Annotated in this window: 23 protein-coding genes; 10 read left to right on the plus strand and 13 right to left on the minus strand. The window is 39.1% G+C overall.

Going from position 1 to position 23,267, the window contains the following annotated elements; translation table 11 throughout:
• The first annotated feature begins 13 nt into the window (after positions 1–13).
• Positions 14–1,141 carry a tetraacyldisaccharide 4'-kinase gene (lpxK, locus tag KKC46_21165; protein ID MBU1056311.1) on the plus strand — a complete coding sequence of 376 codons (1,128 nt, stop codon included), beginning with the start codon at positions 14–16 and terminating at the stop codon, positions 1,139–1,141.
• Positions 1,142–1,709: 568 nt separating this feature from the next.
• Here lpxK and KKC46_21170 read toward each other — a convergent pair.
• The 7 genes from KKC46_21170 to KKC46_21200 form a co-directional block, all read right to left on the minus strand.
• The gene (locus KKC46_21170) at positions 1,710–1,949 is read right to left on the minus strand and encodes a type II toxin-antitoxin system HicA family toxin (protein ID MBU1056312.1); all 240 of its coding nucleotides are present in this window, start codon (positions 1,947–1,949) and stop codon (positions 1,710–1,712) included.
• Between the two features lie 5 nt (positions 1,950–1,954).
• Complete coding sequence (locus tag KKC46_21175; GenBank protein ID MBU1056313.1) at positions 1,955–2,173, minus strand: type II toxin-antitoxin system HicB family antitoxin; 219 nt, start codon at positions 2,171–2,173, stop codon at positions 1,955–1,957.
• 424 nt (positions 2,174–2,597) lie between these two features.
• Complete coding sequence (locus tag KKC46_21180; protein MBU1056314.1) at positions 2,598–2,942, minus strand: type II toxin-antitoxin system prevent-host-death family antitoxin; 345 nt, start codon at positions 2,940–2,942, stop codon at positions 2,598–2,600.
• Complete coding sequence (locus KKC46_21185) at positions 2,926–3,147, minus strand: type II toxin-antitoxin system RelE/ParE family toxin (protein MBU1056315.1); 222 nt, start codon at positions 3,145–3,147, stop codon at positions 2,926–2,928. Before KKC46_21185 ends, KKC46_21180 begins: the two co-directional genes overlap by 17 nt.
• A gap of 441 nt (positions 3,148–3,588) precedes the next feature.
• Positions 3,589–3,885: a type II toxin-antitoxin system RelE/ParE family toxin gene (locus KKC46_21190; protein MBU1056316.1), complete on the minus strand. Its 297-nt coding sequence runs from the start codon at positions 3,883–3,885 to the stop codon at positions 3,589–3,591.
• Complete coding sequence (locus tag KKC46_21195; protein MBU1056317.1) at positions 3,882–4,163, minus strand: type II toxin-antitoxin system Phd/YefM family antitoxin; 282 nt, start codon at positions 4,161–4,163, stop codon at positions 3,882–3,884. Before KKC46_21195 ends, KKC46_21190 begins: the two co-directional genes overlap by 4 nt.
• A gap of 269 nt (positions 4,164–4,432) precedes the next feature.
• A complete protein-coding gene (locus tag KKC46_21200; GenBank protein ID MBU1056318.1) occupies positions 4,433–5,449 on the minus strand; it encodes a transposase in 1,017 nt (338 codons plus the stop codon).
• Positions 5,450–6,004: 555 nt separating this feature from the next.
• Between KKC46_21200 and KKC46_21205 the strand changes: the two genes are divergently transcribed.
• Together KKC46_21205 and KKC46_21210 are read left to right on the plus strand one after the other, a co-directional pair.
• Positions 6,005–6,628, plus strand: coding sequence for a VPLPA-CTERM sorting domain-containing protein (locus tag KKC46_21205; protein ID MBU1056319.1), 624 nt, complete (start codon positions 6,005–6,007; stop codon positions 6,626–6,628).
• A gap of 110 nt (positions 6,629–6,738) precedes the next feature.
• A complete protein-coding gene (locus KKC46_21210; GenBank protein MBU1056320.1) occupies positions 6,739–6,876 on the plus strand; it encodes a PEP-CTERM sorting domain-containing protein in 138 nt (45 codons plus the stop codon).
• A 424-nt stretch (positions 6,877–7,300) separates the two neighbouring features.
• Here the strand turns inward: KKC46_21210 and KKC46_21215 are convergent, their stop codons facing one another.
• Entirely contained in the window at positions 7,301–8,188 is an 888-nt protein-coding gene (locus KKC46_21215; protein ID MBU1056321.1) for a tyrosine-type recombinase/integrase, read from the minus strand.
• Positions 8,100–9,233, minus strand: coding sequence for a tyrosine-type recombinase/integrase (locus tag KKC46_21220; GenBank protein ID MBU1056322.1), 1,134 nt, complete (start codon positions 9,231–9,233; stop codon positions 8,100–8,102). The genes KKC46_21215 and KKC46_21220 overlap by 89 nt, the downstream gene beginning before the upstream one ends.
• A 515-nt stretch (positions 9,234–9,748) precedes the next feature.
• Here KKC46_21220 and KKC46_21225 point away from each other — a divergent pair.
• From KKC46_21225 to KKC46_21240, 4 genes are all read left to right on the plus strand, one after another.
• The gene (locus KKC46_21225; GenBank protein MBU1056323.1) at positions 9,749–11,908 is read left to right on the plus strand and encodes an acetate--CoA ligase family protein; all 2,160 of its coding nucleotides are present in this window, start codon (positions 9,749–9,751) and stop codon (positions 11,906–11,908) included.
• Positions 11,898–12,473 carry a 4'-phosphopantetheinyl transferase superfamily protein gene (locus tag KKC46_21230; GenBank protein ID MBU1056324.1) on the plus strand — a complete coding sequence of 192 codons (576 nt, stop codon included), beginning with the start codon at positions 11,898–11,900 and terminating at the stop codon, positions 12,471–12,473. The genes KKC46_21225 and KKC46_21230 overlap by 11 nt, the downstream gene beginning before the upstream one ends.
• Positions 12,474–12,649: 176 nt before the next feature.
• Positions 12,650–14,218 (plus strand): MBL fold metallo-hydrolase, encoded by a 1,569-nt coding sequence (locus tag KKC46_21235; protein ID MBU1056325.1) that lies wholly within the window; start codon positions 12,650–12,652, stop codon positions 14,216–14,218.
• 1 nt (position 14,219) lies between these two features.
• Positions 14,220–15,140 (plus strand): DMT family transporter, encoded by a 921-nt coding sequence (locus tag KKC46_21240; protein ID MBU1056326.1) that lies wholly within the window; start codon positions 14,220–14,222, stop codon positions 15,138–15,140.
• A gap of 54 nt (positions 15,141–15,194) precedes the next feature.
• Here KKC46_21240 and KKC46_21245 read toward each other — a convergent pair whose 3' ends face one another.
• From KKC46_21245 to KKC46_21255, 3 genes are all read right to left on the minus strand, one after another.
• A complete protein-coding gene (locus tag KKC46_21245) occupies positions 15,195–15,653 on the minus strand; it encodes a DUF2914 domain-containing protein (protein MBU1056327.1) in 459 nt (152 codons plus the stop codon).
• A gap of 78 nt (positions 15,654–15,731) precedes the next feature.
• Positions 15,732–17,906: a hypothetical protein gene (locus KKC46_21250; GenBank protein MBU1056328.1), complete on the minus strand. Its 2,175-nt coding sequence runs from the start codon at positions 17,904–17,906 to the stop codon at positions 15,732–15,734.
• A gap of 274 nt (positions 17,907–18,180) precedes the next feature.
• On the minus strand, positions 18,181–18,834 hold the full coding sequence (locus KKC46_21255; protein ID MBU1056329.1) for a hypothetical protein: 654 nt from the start codon (positions 18,832–18,834) through the stop codon (positions 18,181–18,183).
• Between the two features lie 1,046 nt (positions 18,835–19,880).
• On the opposite strand from KKC46_21255, the gene acpP reads away from it, so the two are divergent.
• The 3 genes from acpP to KKC46_21270 all read left to right on the plus strand — a co-directional run bounded on the left by acpP (position 19,881) and on the right by KKC46_21270 (position 22,467).
• Complete coding sequence (acpP, locus tag KKC46_21260) at positions 19,881–20,108, plus strand: acyl carrier protein (GenBank protein MBU1056330.1); 228 nt, start codon at positions 19,881–19,883, stop codon at positions 20,106–20,108.
• 123 nt (positions 20,109–20,231) lie between these two features.
• Entirely contained in the window at positions 20,232–21,473 is a 1,242-nt protein-coding gene (fabF, locus tag KKC46_21265; GenBank protein MBU1056331.1) for a beta-ketoacyl-ACP synthase II, read from the plus strand.
• A 154-nt stretch (positions 21,474–21,627) separates the two neighbouring features.
• Positions 21,628–22,467, plus strand: a complete 840-nt coding sequence (locus KKC46_21270) for a 1-acyl-sn-glycerol-3-phosphate acyltransferase (GenBank protein ID MBU1056332.1) — start codon at positions 21,628–21,630, stop codon at positions 22,465–22,467.
• Here the strand turns inward: KKC46_21270 and KKC46_21275 are convergent.
• The gene (locus KKC46_21275) at positions 22,464–23,255 is read right to left on the minus strand and encodes a dihydropteroate synthase (protein MBU1056333.1); all 792 of its coding nucleotides are present in this window, start codon (positions 23,253–23,255) and stop codon (positions 22,464–22,466) included. The genes KKC46_21270 and KKC46_21275 overlap by 4 nt on opposite strands.
• Between the last annotated feature and the right edge of the window lie 12 nt (positions 23,256–23,267).

The following is a 23,267-nucleotide window of genomic DNA, read 5'->3' on the forward strand; positions in this document are numbered from 1 at the left end:
CAGAGTTTTTCCCATGAATATGTTTAAAAAGAAAATTGAAGAAATTATGTATTCCGAAGGGAAACCCCGGTTTTTCTCCATAGAACCTTTGCTGTATATTTTCTCAGTTATATACGGTCTCCTGATCAAAGTAAGAATTGCTTTATACAAAAAAAGTATATTTAAGCAAAAAAAACTTTCCTGCAAGATTATCTCTGTTGGCAATATAACAGTTGGCGGAACAGGAAAAACGCCTATGACAATATATCTTGCCCAAATGCTGGCCGGTCTCGGATATAAAGTTGCAGTTGTTAGCAGAGGATACAGGGGGAAATATGAAAAAAAAGGGGGAATTGTAAGCAACGGTACAAAAGTGTTTATTGGGCCTGAACTATCCGGTGATGAACCTTTTATGATAGCAGCGAAACTGGAAAATATCCCTGTTTTAGTAGGCCAAAACAGATATGAATCAGGTTTAATAGCCATAAAAGATTTTAATGTTGATATTATTTTATTAGATGACGGGTTTCAGCATATTAAACTTTTTCGTGATATTAATATTCTTCTTTTAGACCACAGGCGACCTTTCGGTAATTTTCATCTTGTTCCAAGAGGAATTTTGAGAGAACCGGTTAAATCAGTTAAAAGAGCCGATACATTTATTCTTACAGGAGAATCTTCAGATAATACCAAAACATTAGATTTGCTTGAAAGTATTTCAAAAAGCTGTGTTGTTTTTGAAACATACAATTCTTCTTATTATTTTAATGCAGGCAAAGAAAGTAAAGACGATTGTATAACTCTTTTTAGAAATAAAGTATCAAATGATTATTATTGGCTGGCTGGGAAAAAAGTTGTGGCTTTTTCCGGAATAGCTGGAAATGAGCGCTTTAAAAAAACTATTAAAGATTTTAAATGTGAAATTCTGGATTTCTTTGGATTTGAAGATCATTACTACTATAGTGATTATGATATTAATAGAATTGCGCAATCGGCAAAATATCTAAGTGCAGAACTTGTTATGACAACTGAAAAAGATTTTGCCAGAATGGAAGGCAGGTTTAATTTTCCTGTTGATCTGATTGTTGTCGGAGTAGCAGTTAATTTTAAGGATGCCAATTCTTTTAAGTCGTTTATAATAAATAAGCTGGAAAAAACATAAACAAAACAAAAGCGCTGAACAACTCAACTCCGCTATAAACTGACGTGACTATAGATCTTCTATTGGCAAACACATATCGATTTACTTTAGATCTCCGGCGCCATTTCCCACCCATATGATTATGCAGTTTTTTGGATATGTAAGAGGTTCTTCCTTCAGCATTACGGAGCCGGGAATCATTTTAATCAATTCGGCCGACTTGTAAGAATTAAACTCCTTATGTGTGATTTTGTTATAAGTTATATAACCTCTTTTTGCCCTTAGAATCACTTTGTTCAAGTAGATATCTTGACCAAAGTGAAACGTTTTGAAAGTGGCTCAGTAGTAAATTTAGTTATGAACTGCGGTGAAAGAATATAAGAAAAATCAGTCTCAATCTCATTTAATAACAATAAATTTAAAATACTAAGTCAGTATTCACTATCCAGGATGTGACCCCTGTTTCCTGTCATAAAATAAAAACAATGAAACCCTGGAATCTTCTCGCTCGCTGATTTCAGTGCCAAGAGAAATAAACATTTTATAGAAACTTATCTTGAATTCTATCCGATATTGCGAAAGGCTGCCGTCATGTTTTTTCGTATGTTTTTATGAAATCGTCTCGTGATAGGCTATCTTGTGTGCAGATTGTCCTTAAAGTAGAAGCCTTTATTTTAGTATGATTTGGCATAGTCAAAGGGGTTTTACTGCCGTCCGGATTTTCTCGTACCATAGAAATATGTTCCCTTTCGCGAACTATACGAAAACCCAATATCTCCAAAGTTCTTACAACATTTCGTTTTGGTGCGTCTGTGGGAAATTTAGACATTAACGTTAAATCCCGGCTTCGGCAACAAATGCCTCAAGAATAGGCGGCTCAATATCAAGGTCTTTGTCTCCAAAGGTTTCGATATGGAAACGGATTGCAGACTTTACGTCTGACAAAGCTTCTTCATAGGTATCCCCTTGTCCAACTACAATCCCCTTGATTCCCAAGGGATAGGCAACATATCCATCAGAATGCTTTTCGACAACCACTTTATATTGTTTCATTATTACCCCCTTTTCGACTTTTTGAAAAGCATACCATAAAATACCATTTAAGAAAAGCTGGCATTTAATTAAATGCCTTATATTCGCCTTCCTCTTCCCCATCCACTCACAGGGCCATAAGGTACTCGACTCATAATTAATTATGTAATTCGATCTCTTTTTAATGAACTCTTAGTAAGTTACAAAGGGATATCTGCTATTAGTTTACATGAAAAAAACTTTGGTATATAAAAATATCTCCAATTGAGAACAGAAAAGAAGCCATTTTAATAAACTTTTTTCCCTTGAAAACAATAATTCACCTACCAAACAAATACTACCGGATTCTTTGAAAAATGTTTATTACGGATGGAAAGAGAGTAACGGTGAAACTGTGCCACCCGGCTTTTTGGGTCGGCACCAGTGACTGGATCTGCCGTCATTGTCAATCTATTAATTGCTCGACACTAATTCCCATTGCTTCTGATAGTTTTGACAATGTGGTTTTTCTTGGGCTGGCATTACCACTTTCTATCCTTGCTAAGGCTGATTGCTTCATTCCTGCTTTGGTGGCCAATTCTGCCTGGGTAAGTTTAAAATATTCCCGCCATGCCTTGATTAAACCTTCACCTCGAACATTGGCCTTTACAACCTCATTTGGAAACCAGACATCGGATTCATCAGGCTCGACCTGTTTATGAATTAGAGCCTGGTATTCACTCCAAGGAATAACTGCAAAAGCGGGTTTGCCGTTTTGTGAAATGATTTGAGGATCAGTACGTACGCTCATCTCGTTTTTTAACCTCTTGTATTTCTATAATTTTAACGATGTTGGCATAATTAAAGAGCACTCGATATCGGCCCACTCTCAGGCGATAATCATAACGGTGATCCTTCAGTTCAGAAATATCAAGCTGTTTGCATTTTGGAAAATTCGCCAACTGATCCACGCTGTTATGGATTGCCTCCCGGTAATGAATGGGAATCTTTTTCATTTGTTTGCGCGCTTGGTTATGCTAAATGATCTCATTCATGAAAAATATATAACATATTATATCATAAAGTCAATGTATAAAATAACATATAATAACAATAGCCGGGGCAAGTTTAGTACCCTTGTAGTAATGGGACGCTGTTAGTATTTAACTATAAATCAGAAAGTTAGAATGGCAATGAGAGCTATATGAACTTAAAAACGTAAAAGCGTCCCATTACTTTCTCTCTATTATCAACAAAACTCAACAACCTAATGTCCCTATGTTCCTCTGTACTCAAAATTAATCCTCAGTCGATCTCCGTTAATATACTATTATAAATGAAACTTAATAATCTAATAACGTCCCTGTTTTCACGTCATTTAAAAAAGAGACCATCTTTTTTAATAGGGGTGTGTTTTTTCTCTTGACGAACCCTTTAATGGGTGACCCCTATCTTCCTTATTCCATAATTTCTTCTACTGGCAATATCTGCTTGCCATGTCTAATTGTGAGAATAGATATTTGGTTCTTTTCAATACGATAAATGATGCGGTAATTTCCGTAAATTAGCTCTCTGAATTGATCGTTTGAAATTTCAGGCACAATCCTACCTAGCGCAGGGGAAGATTTTAGCTGCGCAACTTTTGAAAATATTGTATCAACCCATTTTTCTGCTGCTGAAGGCTTGTCCTGAGCGATGTATGCTGCGATTTCAGTGACCCTATCTATAGCCAGCGGTGACCAGATTATCTTCATTTTTGGATTCGCCTCAAGACATTTTCTTTTGCATCATCATGATTTATTCCGTGTCCGGTCTCAATTTGGTTTAAGGCTATTTGAACATCTGTAAGAAGGTCAAGTCTCTCCTGTATTGCCTCATACTCTTGGGCATCTATAAGTACGGCAACACCTTTTCCGTGTTGGGTGATGATCAATGGTCTTTTTGTGTCGTGGACTTGCTTGATGAAATTCGCAATACCTGTTCTTACCTCAGATAACGGTTTGATATCCTGGTCAATTTTTAGTCGTTGCATATTGCACCTCCATTATATTCAAGATTTAGTACAATATAGCGTACTTTATTTGTACTGGCAAGATTTTGTTGAGGGGGAATAAAATCACCCGGAGCGTAGCAATTGGGTGCATTGCTTTTGTGTATGCCCGGCATGGGCGTTTCAGTGAGGAAAGGTCTGAAGGAAGCCGGATTGCAAAGCTATGAGCCGACGAACAGAAACAGCAAGGCCCAGTCTCCGGGTGAGTTAGCACAACATAACGAAGCCCATGGGTGATAACGTCTATGCTTTTATGCGTTCCCATTATTAGTTAGCTCAAATCGATTTTCTCTTGCGATTTTTTCACCCCTTCTCGAAGAACGACTAATCGCAGGCTGGCTCATGTTTAATATACCTGCAATTTCAACTGTGCTCATCCCAAGTTTTCGATGTGCCCAAAAGCACAGCAGGGACCTGGCTCGAACTGTTTGGGGGGATTTGTCGCATGCAGTGACCTCTTCAGGCTTTATCCCCAGAAGTTTAGCCACGCGCTCTTTTACAACATCAAAATCAATGCCCCTGGCTTTTAATTCATATTTCTGTTTAAAAGATTCTTCAGATGATTTGAGAACATTTTCAACAAAATCGCTATTGCCCAAAATACGCTCATCACCTTTAAGGCGAATTCCAGCTTTGCGAGATTCTTTGAGAGCGGTCCACCCGCCCGAACTCCTTAATAGTCCGCCTCCTGTCAAATCAGGGCGGTTCCCCAAAGAAATGCCCTTGCCAACAAAATCCCGGTACATCTTCCGGGCTTCTCTTTTTTTCTCAGAGAAAAAACCGTAAATATAATTGATATTCTGCCATGTTTCCTTCGGAGATCTCATTAATACATGATGACCGCACCATAGATATTTGTCCAGCTCACCAAGGCTTGAGACAAGTCCCGCCCTTAGAGGGTTCAAGTGAATATACCGCACCAGCTCTTTTAAATACACGTCTTCTTGACACAAGATAGATTTATAACGGTTTTGAAATAGCTGGCCATGCCGACGATACTTTTTATTAAACCAACCGGCATATCCGGTTAGCAATCGGCTCATGAATACTGAAATAGGAACCAACCCGGTTCTTAGTAACAGATGCACATGATTAGTCATTAAAGCCCATGCAAAACAATCCGTTCTTGTCTCAGGGATCAGCTCAGAAAGCCGGTTCAAAAAATTTGTCCGGTCAAAATCAGACCTGAAAATTTTTCGTCGTTCGATTCCCCGAATGATTACGTGATGCAATGCACCAGTACAGTCTATTCTTGCTTTCCTTGGCATACGGGGTAACTATCATAGGTTTTGCTATATGTAAAGCATAAAAGCATAGACGTCCCCATTACTACCACCCGGGAACCCAAACCGGTAGTGTTCTATCCATGTTTTACTCAAACCGAGTCTATTTGAGAAAAAAGGCGCGGGTTCTCGATCGGGTGTGAAACGAAAGATTATAAGCAAATGATTTAGATCAAAGACTTCTATTTTCATATAAAAGTAAACGGTAAAGGTCAAATATAGACCTGACCCCTATTCTCAAATCATTTTATACAGTTATATCCAAATAGTGTGTGTCTGTAAAAATATCAGAGATTGTATGAAAAATTGCAGGAGACCTTGAAAAAAAGCAGTTTGATGGTGAAAAGTAATCCTGTTTTTATACTTCTTGACTAAAAGTTCTTGACTAAAAGCAAGTCCCTATTTATAACCAGCCAAAATTGTGCCTAATGAGCTGTTATTTTTACGAAGTGGACTTATTGGAAGTAAATGGACTTAAATATAGAGGAGGTGGGGGCGATGATTTCTAAAAGATTAGCTTTTGTTATTGTGTTTTTTACTTTGGTCTTCGTGTGTGCTGCATCCCAGGCGTTTTCGGCATCTTATTGGAGTTACGATGGTCAGGCGTATTCAAAGGTCATCTGGTCTGTTGATGGCACATCAACGCAAGATCAGCAATTCTACGGTCCATTGACCGGCAGTGTAGATGCGGTAGTAAGCTTTGCTGACGGACATGCCCAGTCAGGCGATACTTCTGCTTCAGTGAACTCAATTGCAGTCGGTTTGATCGGATATCACAGCACCATATCCAGCGGAACGGCCGCTGCCACAATCTATGGTCTTGCGGAAGGTGCGTACACGATCAGTTTCGACTATGTTACGACCCCAAACAAAGTAGAGGGGCTGCTGTTCAGCACAGCCTATGCCGGATATGAGATGTCAGGAAGTTCGAATGAACTGTCGGGCTCCGATCATTTTTCAACGATAGTCAATCCCGATGAGTGGGTATCATTTTTTACCCGCTGTCAGACCAACGCCCTGGATGGTTCGATCACTGCAAGCGCAAGCATATTCAATATCACAGTGGAGCCTTATTCAGCTATCCCTACCCCCATTCCTGGCGCTGCCTGGCTTCTGGGGTCTGGTCTTATAGGACTGGCAGGTTTTAGCAGAAGAAAAAAATAGTATGAAAATATGAACAGGCATTAAAGGCAGGACTATTGACTTAGTTCCTGCCTTTTTATTTATTTGCTTCCTTTACGCTGTCCAGTAATGGCTATGTTCAGTTCGGAATCATGGATACCGTTTTCCAAGATAATTCCGGCAGTCTGAAACTCACCGTAACTGGATCGTCAGTACCTCTCCCGTCAGCTTTCTGGCTCTTAGGTTCAGGCCTTCTGGGCATAATAAGGCTGAAACGCAAAATTTCATAAAAATAGTCTTGATAGACATTTAAAAGAGGAAAAATATAAAAATGAAAAGACAAATTTCAACAGGGATTGCATTGTTGTTTTTATTATTCGGAATGGCTGGCGTATCTCAGGCAGACTTAGTAAAAATTGGTCAGTAAAAAATATGGGGGTCCGCTTTTGGCCCTTATTTACCATATCAATATCAATAAGTTCATCTTTACATTTTTGAAATTTATGGACTGGCGTCATTCAAAATGGAACTGAATTTATTATCAAACCCTTTGAATTTCGAAATTCAATATCATGATTTGCGTTAGAAATCTACTAGTTCCATGAAAATGTTAGATCTATTTCTTACAGGAAGCTATACGTACTAAAATCTGATTTTCTTATTGAAGTTAATGGGTTAGATGTTGTTTAACAATCTCATGGTTTTATGTTTTAGTCAAGGATTATTTTGGGTGCCAACCGTTTGTTGCATGATCACCTCCATAGCTTTGAAGTAGTCTCTCTGCACTTTCATGTTTGAGATCCAGCAGTACCGCTGAGTGGTTTTCACATGGCTATGCCCCAAGAGATCCTGAATGGTGCAGAGATCGGCATCGGCATTGAGCAGTTGGGTGGCCATAGTGTGCCGGAGATGGTGACAGGACACCTTGAGTTTTGCTTGGCGAGCATACAATTCCATGCGCCGCTGTATGCCGCGGATGGAGATAGGCTGTCCCTGGCAGGGTTTCTTTTCCGATAGAAAGATCTTCCCGGTCCTGGAGGGAGGCCGTACCCTCAGATAGGCCGCCAGGGCCTGAAGGACATCATGGCTCATATAGACAACCCGATCTTTTCCACCCTTGCCATCCTCGACCAGTATGGTCTTGCGTTTGACATCTATGACGCCTATGGTTAGATTGGCTACCTCTTCCACTCGTAACCCGCATCGGAGCATAAGCATGAACATGGCCCGGTCACGTGCACCTTTTATGACCTTGAAGAGGCTGACCACCTGTTCGTCTCTCAGATATCGAGGTAGAGGTCTGGACATCTTCTGGAAGTGATTCTTCCTGATGGGGTTGGCAATGGTTACCCCTTCATCTTCCCGCAGGTAATGGTAGAACTGACGGATAGCATTCAAGTGGCAGTTTACCGTCTTTGGCACCAGCCTCTTCCTCATCATATGCTCAATGTAGCGTGATACTGTGGCGGATGTCACCTCCTCCACCGGCACATCCAGCCAGATGATAAAGTGTTTAATGAGATTCAGATAGTTCTTCACGGCATGGGGTGAAAAGTTCCTGCGCTTCATAAATCGCCGCCAATTCAGGATCACATCGATCATGACTATCCCTCCTTTCGATCTTCGACATGGCTCTAAAATATTCTTCCTCCCGGGTCTTATCGGTCAGTCGGGCATAACGCCTCGTCTGCTCAATGCTCCGGTGACCCAGCAAAACCTGGAGACACTCCAGACGCATGCCGGCGTTAAGAAACTCCGTGGCAAAAGTGTGCCGAAGCGCATGCAGGGAATATCCTTTGTCTGCTAATCCCGCCTTGACCAGATAGCGCTGAAAGATCATCCGAGCGGTGCTGTAAGACATAGTGCCGGTCCGAGTGTAGATCAGGTACTCCTCGCCAGGATACCTTTGCTTTAACCATTTCCGCAGAGCCCTGACCGCATCATCACTGAGATAGACCACCCTGCCCAACCGATTCTTCTCTCCTTCGTAAACCTCTATTTTCCGCTCCTTGAGATAGACGTCGGCCATCTTGGTATTGAGTAGTTCACCGATCCGCATACCTGTTCTCAACAAGACCAGGATCATGGCTCGGTTACGGACATTTTGAATAACCAAAAGCAGCTGCCGCAGATCATCCGGGTCCATCGCCCGTGGCAGCCGCTCCGGTAACTGCAACCGTATCCTCCGGCCAAATATTTCTGCAGAGACTATTCCTTCCTCCAGCAAATAGCGGAGGAAGGCTTGCACATTTACCAGCTTTGTCCTGATTGTCGTAATCATATTCCCCCGGTCCTGCTCGTGCTCGATAAACGCCTCCACATCCCTTCGGGTAATGGCTTCCAGAGATGTCAGGCCGCTATCCCTTAAGAGGGTAAGAAAAAGAACAATAGTTCCAAAGCGACTATACAGGGTCCTCGGTCTGCGGTTGCCAAGTGTCAGGTAACGAAGATAGGCTTCCACCTGATCCTTCCCCGGCAGGTCCATCCGGCCCAGCCGCTTCAAAATCTTGCCCAGCACTTCTAAACAGCCTTCAGGATGTTTGTTAAATCGTAATCGCATTTGATAATAACGGTGAGCCATAATGGCGGGAGTCTTAAAATCAGAAAATATTTCCGTCTGCTGAAGATCACTATATCCAATCGTCATCTCTGCCTCCTTTTCTTATATCAAGAAAAAAATCAGATAGATGATGACTTATAATCCCTTATCTGTCAAACATCAGGTTGGTACGTATAGCAGGAAGCAAAAGTTTACAGCAGAAAGTGGATATATATCAAAAAAGACTGTTTACTCATTTATCTCCCGCAATATTTTATTCCAAGATGCTATCAAACATAAAATAATGTTGTTTCGAGGCAATAGCCGAGAAATTTTTAGACTCTGAAAGAAATAAAAATAAAAGATTTCTCGCTTCGCTTTGAAATGACACAAAAATGAATTGCTGCACAGTTTCTCGCTCGAAATGATAAAAGAGTCGATATTTCTATTATGACACAGTCTCTGTAGCAAGAAACCTTATATAGTAAGGGTTCAGAATCCTCATAAAGAAAACTCATAAAGAAAACAGTTGATTAATTCCATAAAATCATGAGAAAATCCAGTTAATTTTATAAATCCGTTCAAATAATTTATGTATACTTAAAAACTTAAAGGATACCGCCATGGATAACTTCGAAGCAATTTTTTCGCCAAAATCCGTAGCCGTAATTGGAGCTTCGACCACGCCGGGAAAAGTCGGGCATGATATTTTTGCCAATATTTTAAAAGGCGGTTTCAAGGGCGTTCTTTATCCGGTTAATCCGGGCGCCAAATCCGTTTTGTGTGTGAGGGCTTATCCCACCTTAACAGACATACCCGATGAGGTTGATCTTGCTATGATTATCCTGCCTCCTGCTGCAGCCTTAAAAGCCGCCCATGAAGCAATAGAAAAAAATGTAAAGGGGCTTGTGATAGTGTCAGCAGGCTTTCGGGAGGTCGGAGGCAAAGGGCTTGAAATAGAAAATGAAATAGTATCTGTCTGTAGAAAGGCAAATGTCAGGGTGGTAGGTCCCAATTGCCTTGGTGTAATAAACCCCAATCCTTTGGTAAAACTTAATGCAAGTTTTTCAACCCGCATGCCTAAATTCGGAAATGTATCCTTTATTTCACAAAGTGGTGCTCTTTGTACGGCCGTACTTGATTTTGCCGCAGATATGGATTTTGGTTTTTCAAAATTTATTTCTATAGGAAACAAGGCCGATGTGGATGAGCTTGATCTTCTCAAATATCTTCATAAGGATTTAGATACGGAAGTAATAATGATCTATCTTGAAGAATTGCGGCGCGGACCGGAATTTGTTGAAGCAGTAAAAAAAATCACATTGGGCGATATGAGACCGACACCGATTATAGCCATAAAGTCAGGGCGCACAGGAGCCGGGGCTTTGGCGGCAGCATCTCATACCGGGGCTTTGGCGGGAACAGAAGCTGTTTATGATGCAATCTTTGAGCAATCCGGTATTATCCGGGTTGATTCAATTCATGAGCTTTTTGATTATTCAAGTGCATTCGCGTCTAAAAATGAAAATGAGCAGGGAAAGCTTAGAGGAAAAGTTCCGGCCGGTAACAGAGTTGCTATTGTAACAAATGCCGGCGGGCCCGGAATTGTCGCTACCGATATGACGGTTTCTTCCGGCTTAAGACTTGCAAAATTTTCCGAAGAAACGATTGAAGCACTTGCAAGTCATCTTCCTACAACTGCCAATATCCATAACCCGGTTGATGTAATAGGTGATGCAGCACAAGACAGATATGAAAATGCGCTTTCTGCTGTGACAAGAGACGAGGGTGTTGACGGAGCACTTGTAATTTTAACTCCACAGTCAATGACTAACGCCCTTGGTACTGCGGAAGCAATAGCAAAAATCGCCAGGCGATCAGACAAACCTATACTTTGCTGTTTCATGGGTATTTTTGATGTTTCCGCAGGTGTTAAATATTTGCAGGAGCATGGTATTCCTGTTTTTAAATTTCCAGAAAACGCCGCTAAAGCGCTTGGGGCGCTTTATAAATATTCCACTTTGATAAACCGGCAGGAATTAGCGCCATATAGTTTGAAACATGATAAAAAACGTGCAGAAGAAATCATTGCCCTCTGCATAGAAGAAGGAAAGTATAAATTAGGTGAACTTGAAAGCAGTGAATTGCTGGAATGCTATGGTTTTAAAACTCTGATTTCCAAACTTGCCACGACAAAAGATGAGGCAGCACAAATTGCAGACAATATCACTTTTCCTGTGGCTATGAAAATTGTTTCACCGGATATTTTGCATAAAACGGATGCAGGTGGTGTGGTACTTGGAATTAATAATAGAAATGAAGTATTGGAAACATTTGATGATATAATTAAAAAAGCTTTGGAATTTGACAGCAAGGCAAAGATCACAGGCATACTGATTCAGCAGATGGCAAAAAAAGGTGCAGAGGTGATTCTTGGCATGAACCGTTATCCTGTTTTTGGACCATTAATGATGGTAGGGCTTGGAGGAATCTTTGTTGAGCTTTTCCAGGATGTTGTGTTCAGGCTTGCTCCGGTGGAAAGAAACGAAGCAAAAAGGGCGATTCGCCAGATAAAAGGATTCAAATTGTTTAAAGGTTTCAGGGGAAGACCCATTTGCGATCTTGAATCACTCAACAAGGCATTCGTCAGTCTGTCTGAAATGGCGATTAACCATGAAGAAATTATGGAAATGGATATAAATCCAATTCTTGTCCATGAAGAAGGCTTTGGCGCAACAGTAGCTGATTGCCGCATAATTCTAAGAAAAGAAGATGCCAAATAATAAGCCGATATATCCTGTTATTTTAGCTGTTCCGGAACAAGAAAAAAATCTTAAAGGAAGAAATAAGGTTAAAGCATTAAGTACCCTTGCAAGATTAGCGCTTAAACTTTCATGCGAAAAAAGCGGAATAATTCCCGGAGTTCTTATTAAAGATCAAAATGATGCTCCTGTTCCTTTTGATGGGAATTTCTGGTCTATTACTCATAAAAGCGAATATGTGGGGGGCGTTGTTTCTAAAAAAGCGACAGGATTGGATATCGAGAAAATCAAGCCTGTTTCAAAAGCTCTTATGGATAAAGTTGCCGGCCCTAAGGAATGGGGGCTTTCGGATTTTGATAAAGAAATCTTGTTTTTCCGTTTCTGGACATCCAAGGAAGCTGTATTGAAAGCATCGGGCAAAGGGATAGTCGCTCTTTCGGATTGCCGCATTGAAAAGATATTAAATGACAAATCTATTATTGTGAGTTACAAAAACAAAGCATTAAATGTTGTGCATTATTATTTTGACGGGCATATCGCATCTGTTGTCGATAACGGTTTTGATGTGGAATGGACTCTTGTATAGAAGTTGGCACCATGGTATCGGGGGATGAGCGGTGGCGGCATATAAAATGCCGCCCTACGGAAAATAATGTAGGGCGGGGTTTTATACCCCGCCAAGATAATAGGGTTTTAATACCCCGCTGCTTTGGTTGGCAATACCGGGAATCAAAAAAAATATATAATGGAAAGGAATAAAATATGGAAGTCACATTTTACGGAGCAGTTAGAGAAGTTACCGGTTCAATGCATGTTATAACAGCTAATTCCGATAAGATCATGCTTGATTGTGGAATGTTTCAGGGCCGCAGAAAGGACACTGTACAAAAAAATAAGGAATTCTCTTTTGACCCAAAATCTATAGTCAATCTTGTTCTTTCTCATGCTCATGTTGATCATTGCGGCAGAATACCGCTTTTGGTTAAAAACGGTTTTACCGGCCGAATCCTTTGTACAAGGCCAACTGCCGATGTCTGTGCCTTTCTTTTAGCCGATTCAGCCCACATCCAGGAATCTGATGCTAACTACTTAAACTATAAAACTCTTAGAAATACTTTACTGTCAAAAAATAATGGAAAAAATAAAAATCACAGAAAGTCCGAAATTGCTTCAATGCTTAAAACTGAAGGGCACAAGCTTAATGTCGAAAAGATACATGATCTTATAAAAGAACATGATCTTGAATATATTTCTCCTCTTTATACCATTGAAGATGCGCAAAATTCACTGGAGCACTTTGATAGTTATCCTTACCGTACTGCATTTGAGATCGGACGGGGAATAACAGGTGTATTGTATGAAGCCGGTCACATTCTGGGCTCAGCTATTCCTTTAATCAAGATAAATGAAAACGGGCGAATATTCAGGATTTGTTATACCGGTGATATTGGAAGATATGACAAGCCGATAATAAGAAACCCATGTGCCGCTTTTCCTGATGAAGATAAAGATATCGATCTTCTTATTATGGAAAGTACTTATGGTGACAGAGAACATGAGGATATGGAGGATGTAAGACCTCAACTGAAAAAAATAATAAATGATACGGTAGAGCGAGGCGGATCAATAGTTATCCCTGCTTTTGCGTTCGGAAGAACACAGGAGCTTCTTTATATAATTCATGAACTCTATCATGGTGGGGAAGTCCCCAGGATTCCGGTATATGTGGACAGCCCTCTTGCTACAAATATAACCAGGGTTTTCGGTGAACATCCTGAGGTTTACAACCAGGAGACAGTTGATACATTTCTTTCAAATGGTGATAATCCGTTTTCATTTAAAGAGTTAAAATTTGTATCTTCGGTTGATGAATCAATGGTTCTTATGAAAGATGAAACACCTCATATAGTACTTTCTGCTTCAGGCATGTGTGAAGCTGGAAGAGTGCTTCATCATCTCCGTTACAAAATTCATAACCCGAAAAACACAATTCTTTTAGTGGGCTTTATGGCCCAAAATACACTTGGGCGCCGAATCCATGATCAGGGGCTTGAATACGAAAAATCAGGAAGAAAAGGCGATCCCCCTATACTTAAATTCTTAAACAAAGAGTATCCTTTAAAAGCGCATGTTGTAAAATTAGGCGCATTCAGTGCTCATGGGGATAAAAATGAAATGCTGCGGTTCCTGGAAGATTCGAAACTTAAAATTAAAAACATTGCTGTTGTTCATGGTGAAGAAGATCAATCCATAGCTTTTGCCGATTTTTTAAAAGATAACGGATATTCCGCTTTTGTTCCCGAGAAAGATTATACACTGAAATTGACTTAGTATGAAACCTAACTGTAGCGAATTAACATTTTCAGCTGCAATGTTTGCAGTTCTTCTTTGTATTATTTTTGGCGGAAATTTTGTTGCGATAAAAGTCGGCCTTACAGGAATAGGGACCTTTACTTTAGCTGCATTGCGCTTTACTATTGCATCGATTTGTATAGCATTGTGGGCTAAAATAACAGGGCAATCGTTTTCATTAAAAAAAGGCCAGCTCCTTTATATAGTTATTTTAACAGCTACTTTTTTCGTGCAGCTTTCACTTTTTTATATCGGAATGAGCAAAACAAATGCGACCCACGCAACGCTTGTATCAAACTTTGTACCGTTTTTCATACTGATTCTTTCACATTTTTTTATTCCGGATGACAAAATAACAATAAAGAAATTTCTTGGGATACTGCTTGGGTTTCTGGCTATTGTTTTGCTTTTTTTTGAGAAGGAGACAGGAGCATCCAGCCTTAAAGCAGGCGATCTTATTATTCTTACGGTAACTTTTATATGGGCTTGTAACACAGTTTTTATTAAAAGAATCATAAACGACTTTAATCCGTTTCAGCTTGTTTTATATCCGATGCTTTTTTCTCTGCCTTTATTTTTTACCGAAGCATTTTTGTTGGATGAAAGGATGCTTTTTGATTTAAATCCAAAGGTGATTGGGGCCTTATTGTATCAGGCTATTATGACCGCCTCATTTGGATTTGTTGCATGGAATTATCTTCTTAAAAATCATGGAGCATCTTCTTTGCATTCATTTATATTTATAGTTCCGATTGCCGGAGTTGTTTTTGGCGGATTTCTGCTTTATGAACCAATTACATACCATATAATATTTGCTCTTGTCCTGATTGCTTCGGGAATTCTGGCGGTGAACTATAAATCTGTTAAAATACCGGTATTTCCATTTAACAAGAGCATGTAAATTGTTACATAAACAAAGGCAAAACAGAATTTTTTTTACTTCACATCATAAAGACTAATCAGCTGAGCCAGTTTCATCGGGTTGCCCGGCATCGGGAACTTGGGCATCTGTTGCCCCGGAGTCAGCAGTGGTAGTAAACTGGACCGTCCTTGCCACATTACCCGCAGAATCCAGCACATCCACATGCCAGGACCCAATTTCTTGTGGTTGAATGATTTTTGAACTATAAGTTCGCCATTCTGTTGACTTTACGGTTAAATCTACCCTGGCCCGCTCTGTTTCTCCGTAGTACCAAACATGGGTTATAGTGGTGGGCACCTGGTTACCTACTATCCGGGTAAAACAAAACAGCTTGCCCACGGAAGCCGGAAAACTTTCATCGAAGCCTACTGGCTCCAAGGCAGAAACGCTCGTGCAGATAGCGGCAACATCCACACTTAGTTCAACGGCCTCCTGTGCAAGCGATGCAGCGGGAACAGAAAGAAAAACAATAGCCAAGCAAAGAACAATCATACGTGAAAATAAATGTACCATAACAATATCCTCCTTTTTTGATTTGTGTTGGAAAAGGTTGAAGAAGCGATTTTCTTCTTATACGCGTTGGGACCAGACTTTTGTTTGTGCAAAAGTTAAAGTTTTTTCTTTAACTTTCAATTCTTCCATTTTTGCGTAAGGCTCCCAATCCTTTTTGCACATCATTTCATACAAATGAGAAAACATGACATATAGCAATTCATGCGCCGAAATATTGGGTTTTATATCCAGCAACTTCTTTTGGATATTTTTATTTCTTGATTTGGCAGCTGCATTTTTAAACATTTGTTCTGCGTTAGTGCAAATTTCCAAGTTAACTGATTTTAACAGCTTTTGCTTAGACTGCATTTTTAAAACAAACTCATTGGAAGCATCTTTCCAGAACCTTGCGCTTGCACTCATTGAAAATTCAACCAATTTGGGAATGTCGCCAAAATAACAGGGCATTTCTTTTGTAATTGCGCCAATGGTTCCGGCTGCCCGGTAAAACAGGTGTTCGCCAGTAACAGATTTGTAAATCATCCCCACAATAGCCTGCCAGTCCTGCAATTGCAGAATATGAATTGGATCCGCATATAAAACCCCTAAAATTTCATTAATCAGCATATGGGAGGGTGTAGCATAGATGGGTGTCAGGCCTAATTTGGGCTGTTCTATTTGCCCCTCTTTGGGGTTGATAGAAGCTGCTGTTTCAACATCTATAAGTCCAATGTGGAATTCGTCTGATGATTTCAAAAACTGGGGATATTTTGAGGGGTCGCCTACAACAATCAGGTTATCCGGTTTAAGGTCGCGCATGGCTACTTTTTTAATGTGTAACCAGGACAACAATTCAATAAGATTCGTACATATACATTGTATCTGAGTTCTATTATGCTGGAATGATTTTTCCTGTACATAATTTTTAATAACCGTTTCATATTCGGCAAACGTGTCTTTATGTTCTTTTTTTACCTGCTTCAGAATTTCTGCTGCTTCGTTGGGAATATTCTTTTGTTTGGAATCGGTTTCCCCTATGCAAAGACAACCTGAAAACCAATCTTTCTTTTGATAGGATTGGATATCGGTATTTATAAATATATTTTCAAACCGTTGAAAGGCGTGTTGAAGATTGATGCAGAGGTTTGAGGCTTTTTTACCATACCTTTCTTCAAATAAGTCGGAATCCCAAATAATGCCCTGATGTTCTTTTATCTCTTTGGAGGTTTTATTATACACATCATGTAATTCATCTAAAACAAGCCCCAGAAAATAATACTTTGAAAGATCCATAAAAAAGGCAAAATTTTCACCAATTTTGAGAAATTGTTGAAAATTGGGAAACTTGTTGAGCCCGTCAATACATACTTGTTCGTTTTCTTTAGCATATCTTCCAATGGAATCTGCAAATGAAGGAATTCTTTTAAGAACAGTAGACACCTTTGGAATCAGGCACTCACGCGGGGCGAGCAGGTCGGCGATTCGCTTATCTGCTTTAATGCAGTTAATGTATTGATCAAAATCATTTATCGGCTCCGGTGGAATTTTTATCACAATATGGTCATCATAAATAACATAGAAACATTTGCTCCTGGCGCCGCTATCTTCTCCAATGCGCCCTAATGACATTCGTCTGAATATCCACTTGTCATCATGAAATATTCTAAGATCATACACTACTGTTTTCCCATGCCCTGTGATATTTAAACGCTTATATTGGAATCTATCATCTTTATTCGCTCCAAGATGCAACATGTAAAGATTTAGAAAATAAAGAATGATCTTTCTCATATCAGTATCATGTAGCCCAGGGGTAATTATAATCAGCTCGTCTTCATCCTTTGTTTTAACTTTTTTTCTTTTCCTAATTCGAGTTATGAGTTTATCGACAAAGACACCCGCACAATAGAAACAAAAAGCCAGCAAGCACCCAATCCATAAATTCTTGTCCAATAGTATTTCAAAAATTCCCCTTTTTAATTCTATCTCACGGGTAAGAACTATTTTCCAGCCTTTGAGACTGTTTAAAGAAGTACTTACGATTTTGTCAACCTCGCCCTCTTTTAATGTACCGAGCGTTCCGTTTTCCTGCTCATAGTAGATGTCACCCAAGCCTTCCCAGGTTTTGGTAACCTCTATTATTTCACCATTAGATAAATACAGGATATGTTTGTTCCGGTTGGTTATAATAATGACTGAAAGTATCACAATGGAAAAGATAACGATTGCGGTTGCAATAATTTTAATTTTCATGTGCCCTCAATATGTGCGTAACTGCTGTCAGTCTTTTAAATCATCAAAAATCCCAATAAGCCAACAGCCGAAAAGAAGTAAAGCAAAATATAGACTGCACAGCACAGCACAAAAAGAGCATAGTTTGTTTGTTACTTCTTCTATTGGGGATAACCCACCAACTGAGCGAGGGTATTTCTTTGATCCGGTCTTAGCTTCATTACTTATGCAAGGTTTTGCTTATCAATTGAACCCAATCTCATACATATATAAGGGTTGGCACCAATTACTTATCTTATTTGCCAAGCATACTGTCGAGAAGTTCTTTTTGTTTGGATTCATAAACGGCATCGGTTATGAGACCTTTATTATAAAGGGAGTTAAGTTTTATTAGGCTTTCTTCAAGATCAGGAACTGCTTTTGTATCTGCAGCATTTTGAATTACTCCCGTCCCCTCTTCGGATGGCCCCGTTTTCCCAGCGGAGGCAACTTCCCGGCTTAAAGGCAGTCCTGTGAGGGTTGTTGCGGCCAGGGCCAGATCTGCCAGGGTATATGTATTTGGGCCAAACTCCAAAGATCGTTCAGATTTACGTCCAAAAAATGAGCTCTCATAAGTAAGTTTGATGGAGTCTTTCAGAAGTTGAATGTATTTTACATCTGCCCATTTGAACTTTGTGGTCGTTCTGATTCCTGAAGGATGGGCATAAGTTTGTTTAGGCACACTCATGAAAAATTTATCTTCTTCTACAATGGATTGGGCCTTATAGGTTTCGCCGGCACATTTTTCGATTATTTCAGCAGCCTGGGCCTTAGTCATTTGTCCATAATATTTACTGCCGGAGACGATTTCCATAGGATCTGGCAATACGGTATCTCCATATGCAAAAGTCCCTATAAAAGATATGAGAATAAACACGGTTAAGCATTTGATAGAATGTAACTGTTTCATAAATTGGTTTTCTCCTTCATAGATTTAAAATCGTTTATCTCCGTTTTATAGCGTTTGTCAAAATATTCCGATTCAATTTATAATTGTTTGGTAATGGCTTGGAGTGACATGTTTTTTACTTATTACTATCTTGAATAAAAGTCAAGAGCCAAGAACGGGCGTAAACATTTATTTACTTTTAAATCAAAATCTTGCATTCAAGAAAGACGAGAAGCAAGTAAAAGATAATTCTTAAATTAACAAGCACGAGTCAGCTATTGAAATGATGTGTTTTTCGACAGCTTATAATCCTTGAAAAATTGCCATATGATCTCATTTCCATTCCATTCTGATTAGGTTCCGACACCCAAGATTTTTGCATTTTTGGGTAAATTAAAATATAGAATTACCTCGTTTGCATCTTTGGCTATAAAGCCAAATTGTTTTCCTATAACTTCTTTTGCTTGATTAACATCCATTTTATTCTCCCTAAAATATTTATATAATTATGATATATTGGCATGTTATAATTATATCATAAGGTTTTTTTATATTCTTAATTCAATGACATTGATTAGCAATTAGTAAATCACTTTCATCCAAATAGAATGGCGCAATATCCTATGGTTTCAAACAAAAACTCCCGCTATATTTATTTTTTATAAGAAGCGCCTATAGTATTGCATATTTTCTATATCGTGATAATATATTAATATATTTAAAATAAATTTGATCAATATATTAATAAAATCTAAATAATATCATAATTATTATTAACAAATTTAATTTGGGGCCCGATATTTATGAAATAAATTCTTGACAATTCTTGTTATTTCAATTACTAAATAACATAAAGTCAAATAAGCATATTATATAATATAAAATCTTTATTAATTAGGATGTTATGTATATAGTTTATTTGATTTGCAATGGAAATATTAAGATATTGCATAGAGATAAGAAACGGTTTCATCTTATGCTTTGTTCTTATTAAAATTTATTTAATTGAATTTAAGAATTTATTATCTTCTAACCTTTAATCCTTAAAATATAAGGAGAATCATTTAATGTCAGTTGAAGACAAAGTAAAAAAAATTATTGCAGAAAAATTGGGTGTTGAAATTGAAAAAGTTGTCCCTGAAGCTTCATTTGTTGATGATCTTGGTGCCGATTCGCTTGACCTGGTTGAATTAATTATGTCTATGGAAGAAGAGTTTGAAACGGATATCTCAGATGAAGTCGCTGAAAAGCTTGTAAGAGTTAAAGATGTAATCGACTATATAAATTCACATTAATAAAAATAGTATCTTGTTTTCAAATAAATATTAATACAATAGTTTATAACCATCTTAAAATACTTGGATTATATTTTGTGACCGTATATTCTAATTGTTTTATTAGGTTTTAGGGAGGTTTTTTTGAGCAGGCGTGTTGTTATAACAGGAATTGGATTGGTTACACCTCTTGGGATCGGAGTTAACGAAACATGGTCCGCGTTGTGTGCCGGGAAGTCGGGAATCTCTGAGATAACAAGGTTCGATACAACGGGATTTAACACAAAAATAGCAGCAGAAGTCAAAGGGTTTGCAGCAGAAGATTTCATGTCAAAAAAGGACGCCCAGCGTTCCGAACCTTTTATCGCCTATGCCGTAGCAGCATCACGTATGGCTATTGAAGATTCCGGCCTTGTAATAAATGACTCTAATTCAGGCAGGGTTGGTACCATAACAGGGTGCGGGCTCGGAGGACTCGGCATAATGGAAAAGACGATCCTCGATTTGAATAAAAAAGGCCCGGGGCGTGTTAGTCCGTTTTTTATTCCTCTTATGATAGGTAATATGGCTCCTGGAATGATTTCGATTATATTCGGTGTAAAAGGCCCAAACGCATCTATTGCAACTGCTTGTGCTGCGGGAACGCATGCAGTGGGAGAATCATTCAGACTTATCCAAAACGGACATGCAGATGCTATGATAACCGGTGGAGTTGAATCAGTAATTACAATGACCTGTGTAGCCGGTTTCGGTGCAATGAAAGCTCTTTCAACCCGAAATAATGAGCCTCAGCTTGCCTCTCGTCCATTTGACCGGGATCGTGATGGTTTTGTTGTCGGAGAAGGAAGCGGAATCGTTGTTCTTGAGTCTCTTTCGAGTGCTCTTGAAAGAGGAGCACATATATATGCCGAAATATCCGGATTTGGAATGACCGGAGACGGATATCACATGACATCACCGCCTCCGGATGGAGAAGGCGCAGTAAGATGCATGAAAGCAGCTATAAGCGATGCGGGAATTACACCGGATAAAGTTGATTATATAAACGCACATGGCACATCAACTCAGCTAAACGATGTATATGAAACAAGAGCGATAAAAACCGTTTTTGGAGATCATGCCTATAAAATACCGGTAAGTTCAACAAAGTCGATGACCGGTCATCTTCTGGGAGCTGCAGGAGGTATAGAAACTGTTTTTTCGGCGCTCACAATAAAAAACAGTATAATACCACCTACTATAAATCTCGATAATCCGGACGAAGAATGCGATCTTGATTATGTCCCCAATGTTGCGCGTAAGGCAAATATAGATGTTGTAATGACAAATTCTTTCGGCTTCGGAGGCACTAATGCTGTCCTTGTTCTGAAAAAATACCATTCCTGATTCCATAAATTCTTATCGCCAGTTAATCAATTACGATGGACTCATAAAGAGTCCATCATTAAGTCGAGCGTAAAGATCTCCTTTCCGGAATATAGAATAAAATAGGGAATGTATTTTTGAAGACCTCTTAATTGTATGTCAGGCTATTTTTGGGATGAATATTATAAATTTCACACAAATCCTTAAATCGGAAAGTCGCTATCTCAGTGCAGATAAACATCTTTTGCCGATAAAAAATATCCCAGGCTTGCCTTCATTTATCTATTATTCACTGCTTCTATCTGTTATTATTAGAGATAGCTTTATAGCCCGAATCGGAAAATATAACACAAAAAGATGGGCACAATCTTCTTATCAGACAATTAAAATAATCGAAGCTGCCGGAGGGAAGTTGGATATATCCGGCCTCAACTATATATATGAACATAACGAGCCTGTTGTGTTTGTGTCAAACCACATGAGTATGATAGACACTTTGATTATGCCCACTATTATACTGGCATTTAAACAGGTTGCCTTTGTGATAAAAGAAGAACTGATTAAATATCCGTTTTGGGGCCATATAATGAAGGCAGTAAATTCGATAGCAGTATCAAGACAAAATCCAAAGGAAGACCTATATAAAGTATTTTCGGAAGGAGAAGCATGCTTAAAAAGCGGAAAATCCGTATTTATATTTCCTCAGGCAACAAGAAACACAGTTTTCGATCCAGGCTCTTTTAATTCACTTGGAGTAAAACTTGCTAAAAGAGCGGGCGTACATGTAATTCCTGTTGCCCTTAAGACTGATTTTCAGGTAAACGGCAGGCTGCTCAAAGACATGGGAGCGGTTGATCCGCATAAAACAATTTATGTAAAGTTCGGGAAACCCCTCAATGTGGAAGGTAATGGCAGTAAAACTCACAAAATAGTAGTAGATTTTATTTCAACTAATCTCAAAGAATGGGGCGGTACGGTAAAAGAAGCACATACATCAGATTCCGGCAAATTCTAATCCATTTCTTCCCATGCAAAAATCTTCTCATCAATTAGCAAATTACAAGCTCTTACGGTCTTTATGCTATCATTATGGAATACATTCATCATAATCATTGAAAGACCTGCAGATGCAAGCATTGAGATGTAAACTTTCTCCATGATAAGTTTTCGGGCTTTATGCCCTCTTCCTGTTGTAAGATTTGATAGTCCTGCAATTGTTCTTACAGGAAAACCGAATATATCAGGCAGATGCTTTATTACATATAGAATTTCTTTGGCCTGAAATTTGCCGCTTTGCCAGGACAGAGGAGCAATTATAGGATCTATAATCAGCCGCTTTTCGTCAATGCCGTGTTTTTTGAATTGCTCAAAAAGCTCAATAGCTATTTCCAGACGTTTATCCCCATCCGGCGGTACATGGCCGTTTGGATATAAAAGATAACCTATGATATCTGTCTGGTATTTTTTGGCAAGAGGAAGTATTTTATCAAGCTTTGCCGGTTCTAAGGAAAAACCGTTTACTATCGCTTTGTTTTTGCATGCGCGAATACCGGTTTCCATAGCTTTTGGGTTTGCAGTATCTACAATCAAAGGGAGTTTGGAAACTTCCTGGATGGCATCAATCAGAAAAACCATATGTTTTTCAGGCGCTCGTGACAATGGACCTGAATTTACATCTATAACCTGTGCACCTGCTTTCTCGCATTCCATAACAATCTTTTGTATAGGAACCGGATTCATTTGAGAAATTGCATCTGCAATTATTTGATCTGTAATCCTGATATTGTCTGCAACAATAATCATTTAACACAACTT

It is taken from the genome of Pseudomonadota bacterium (assembly GCA_018817425.1).
GTDB lineage: Bacteria > Desulfobacterota > Desulfobacteria > Desulfobacterales > RPRI01 > RPRI01.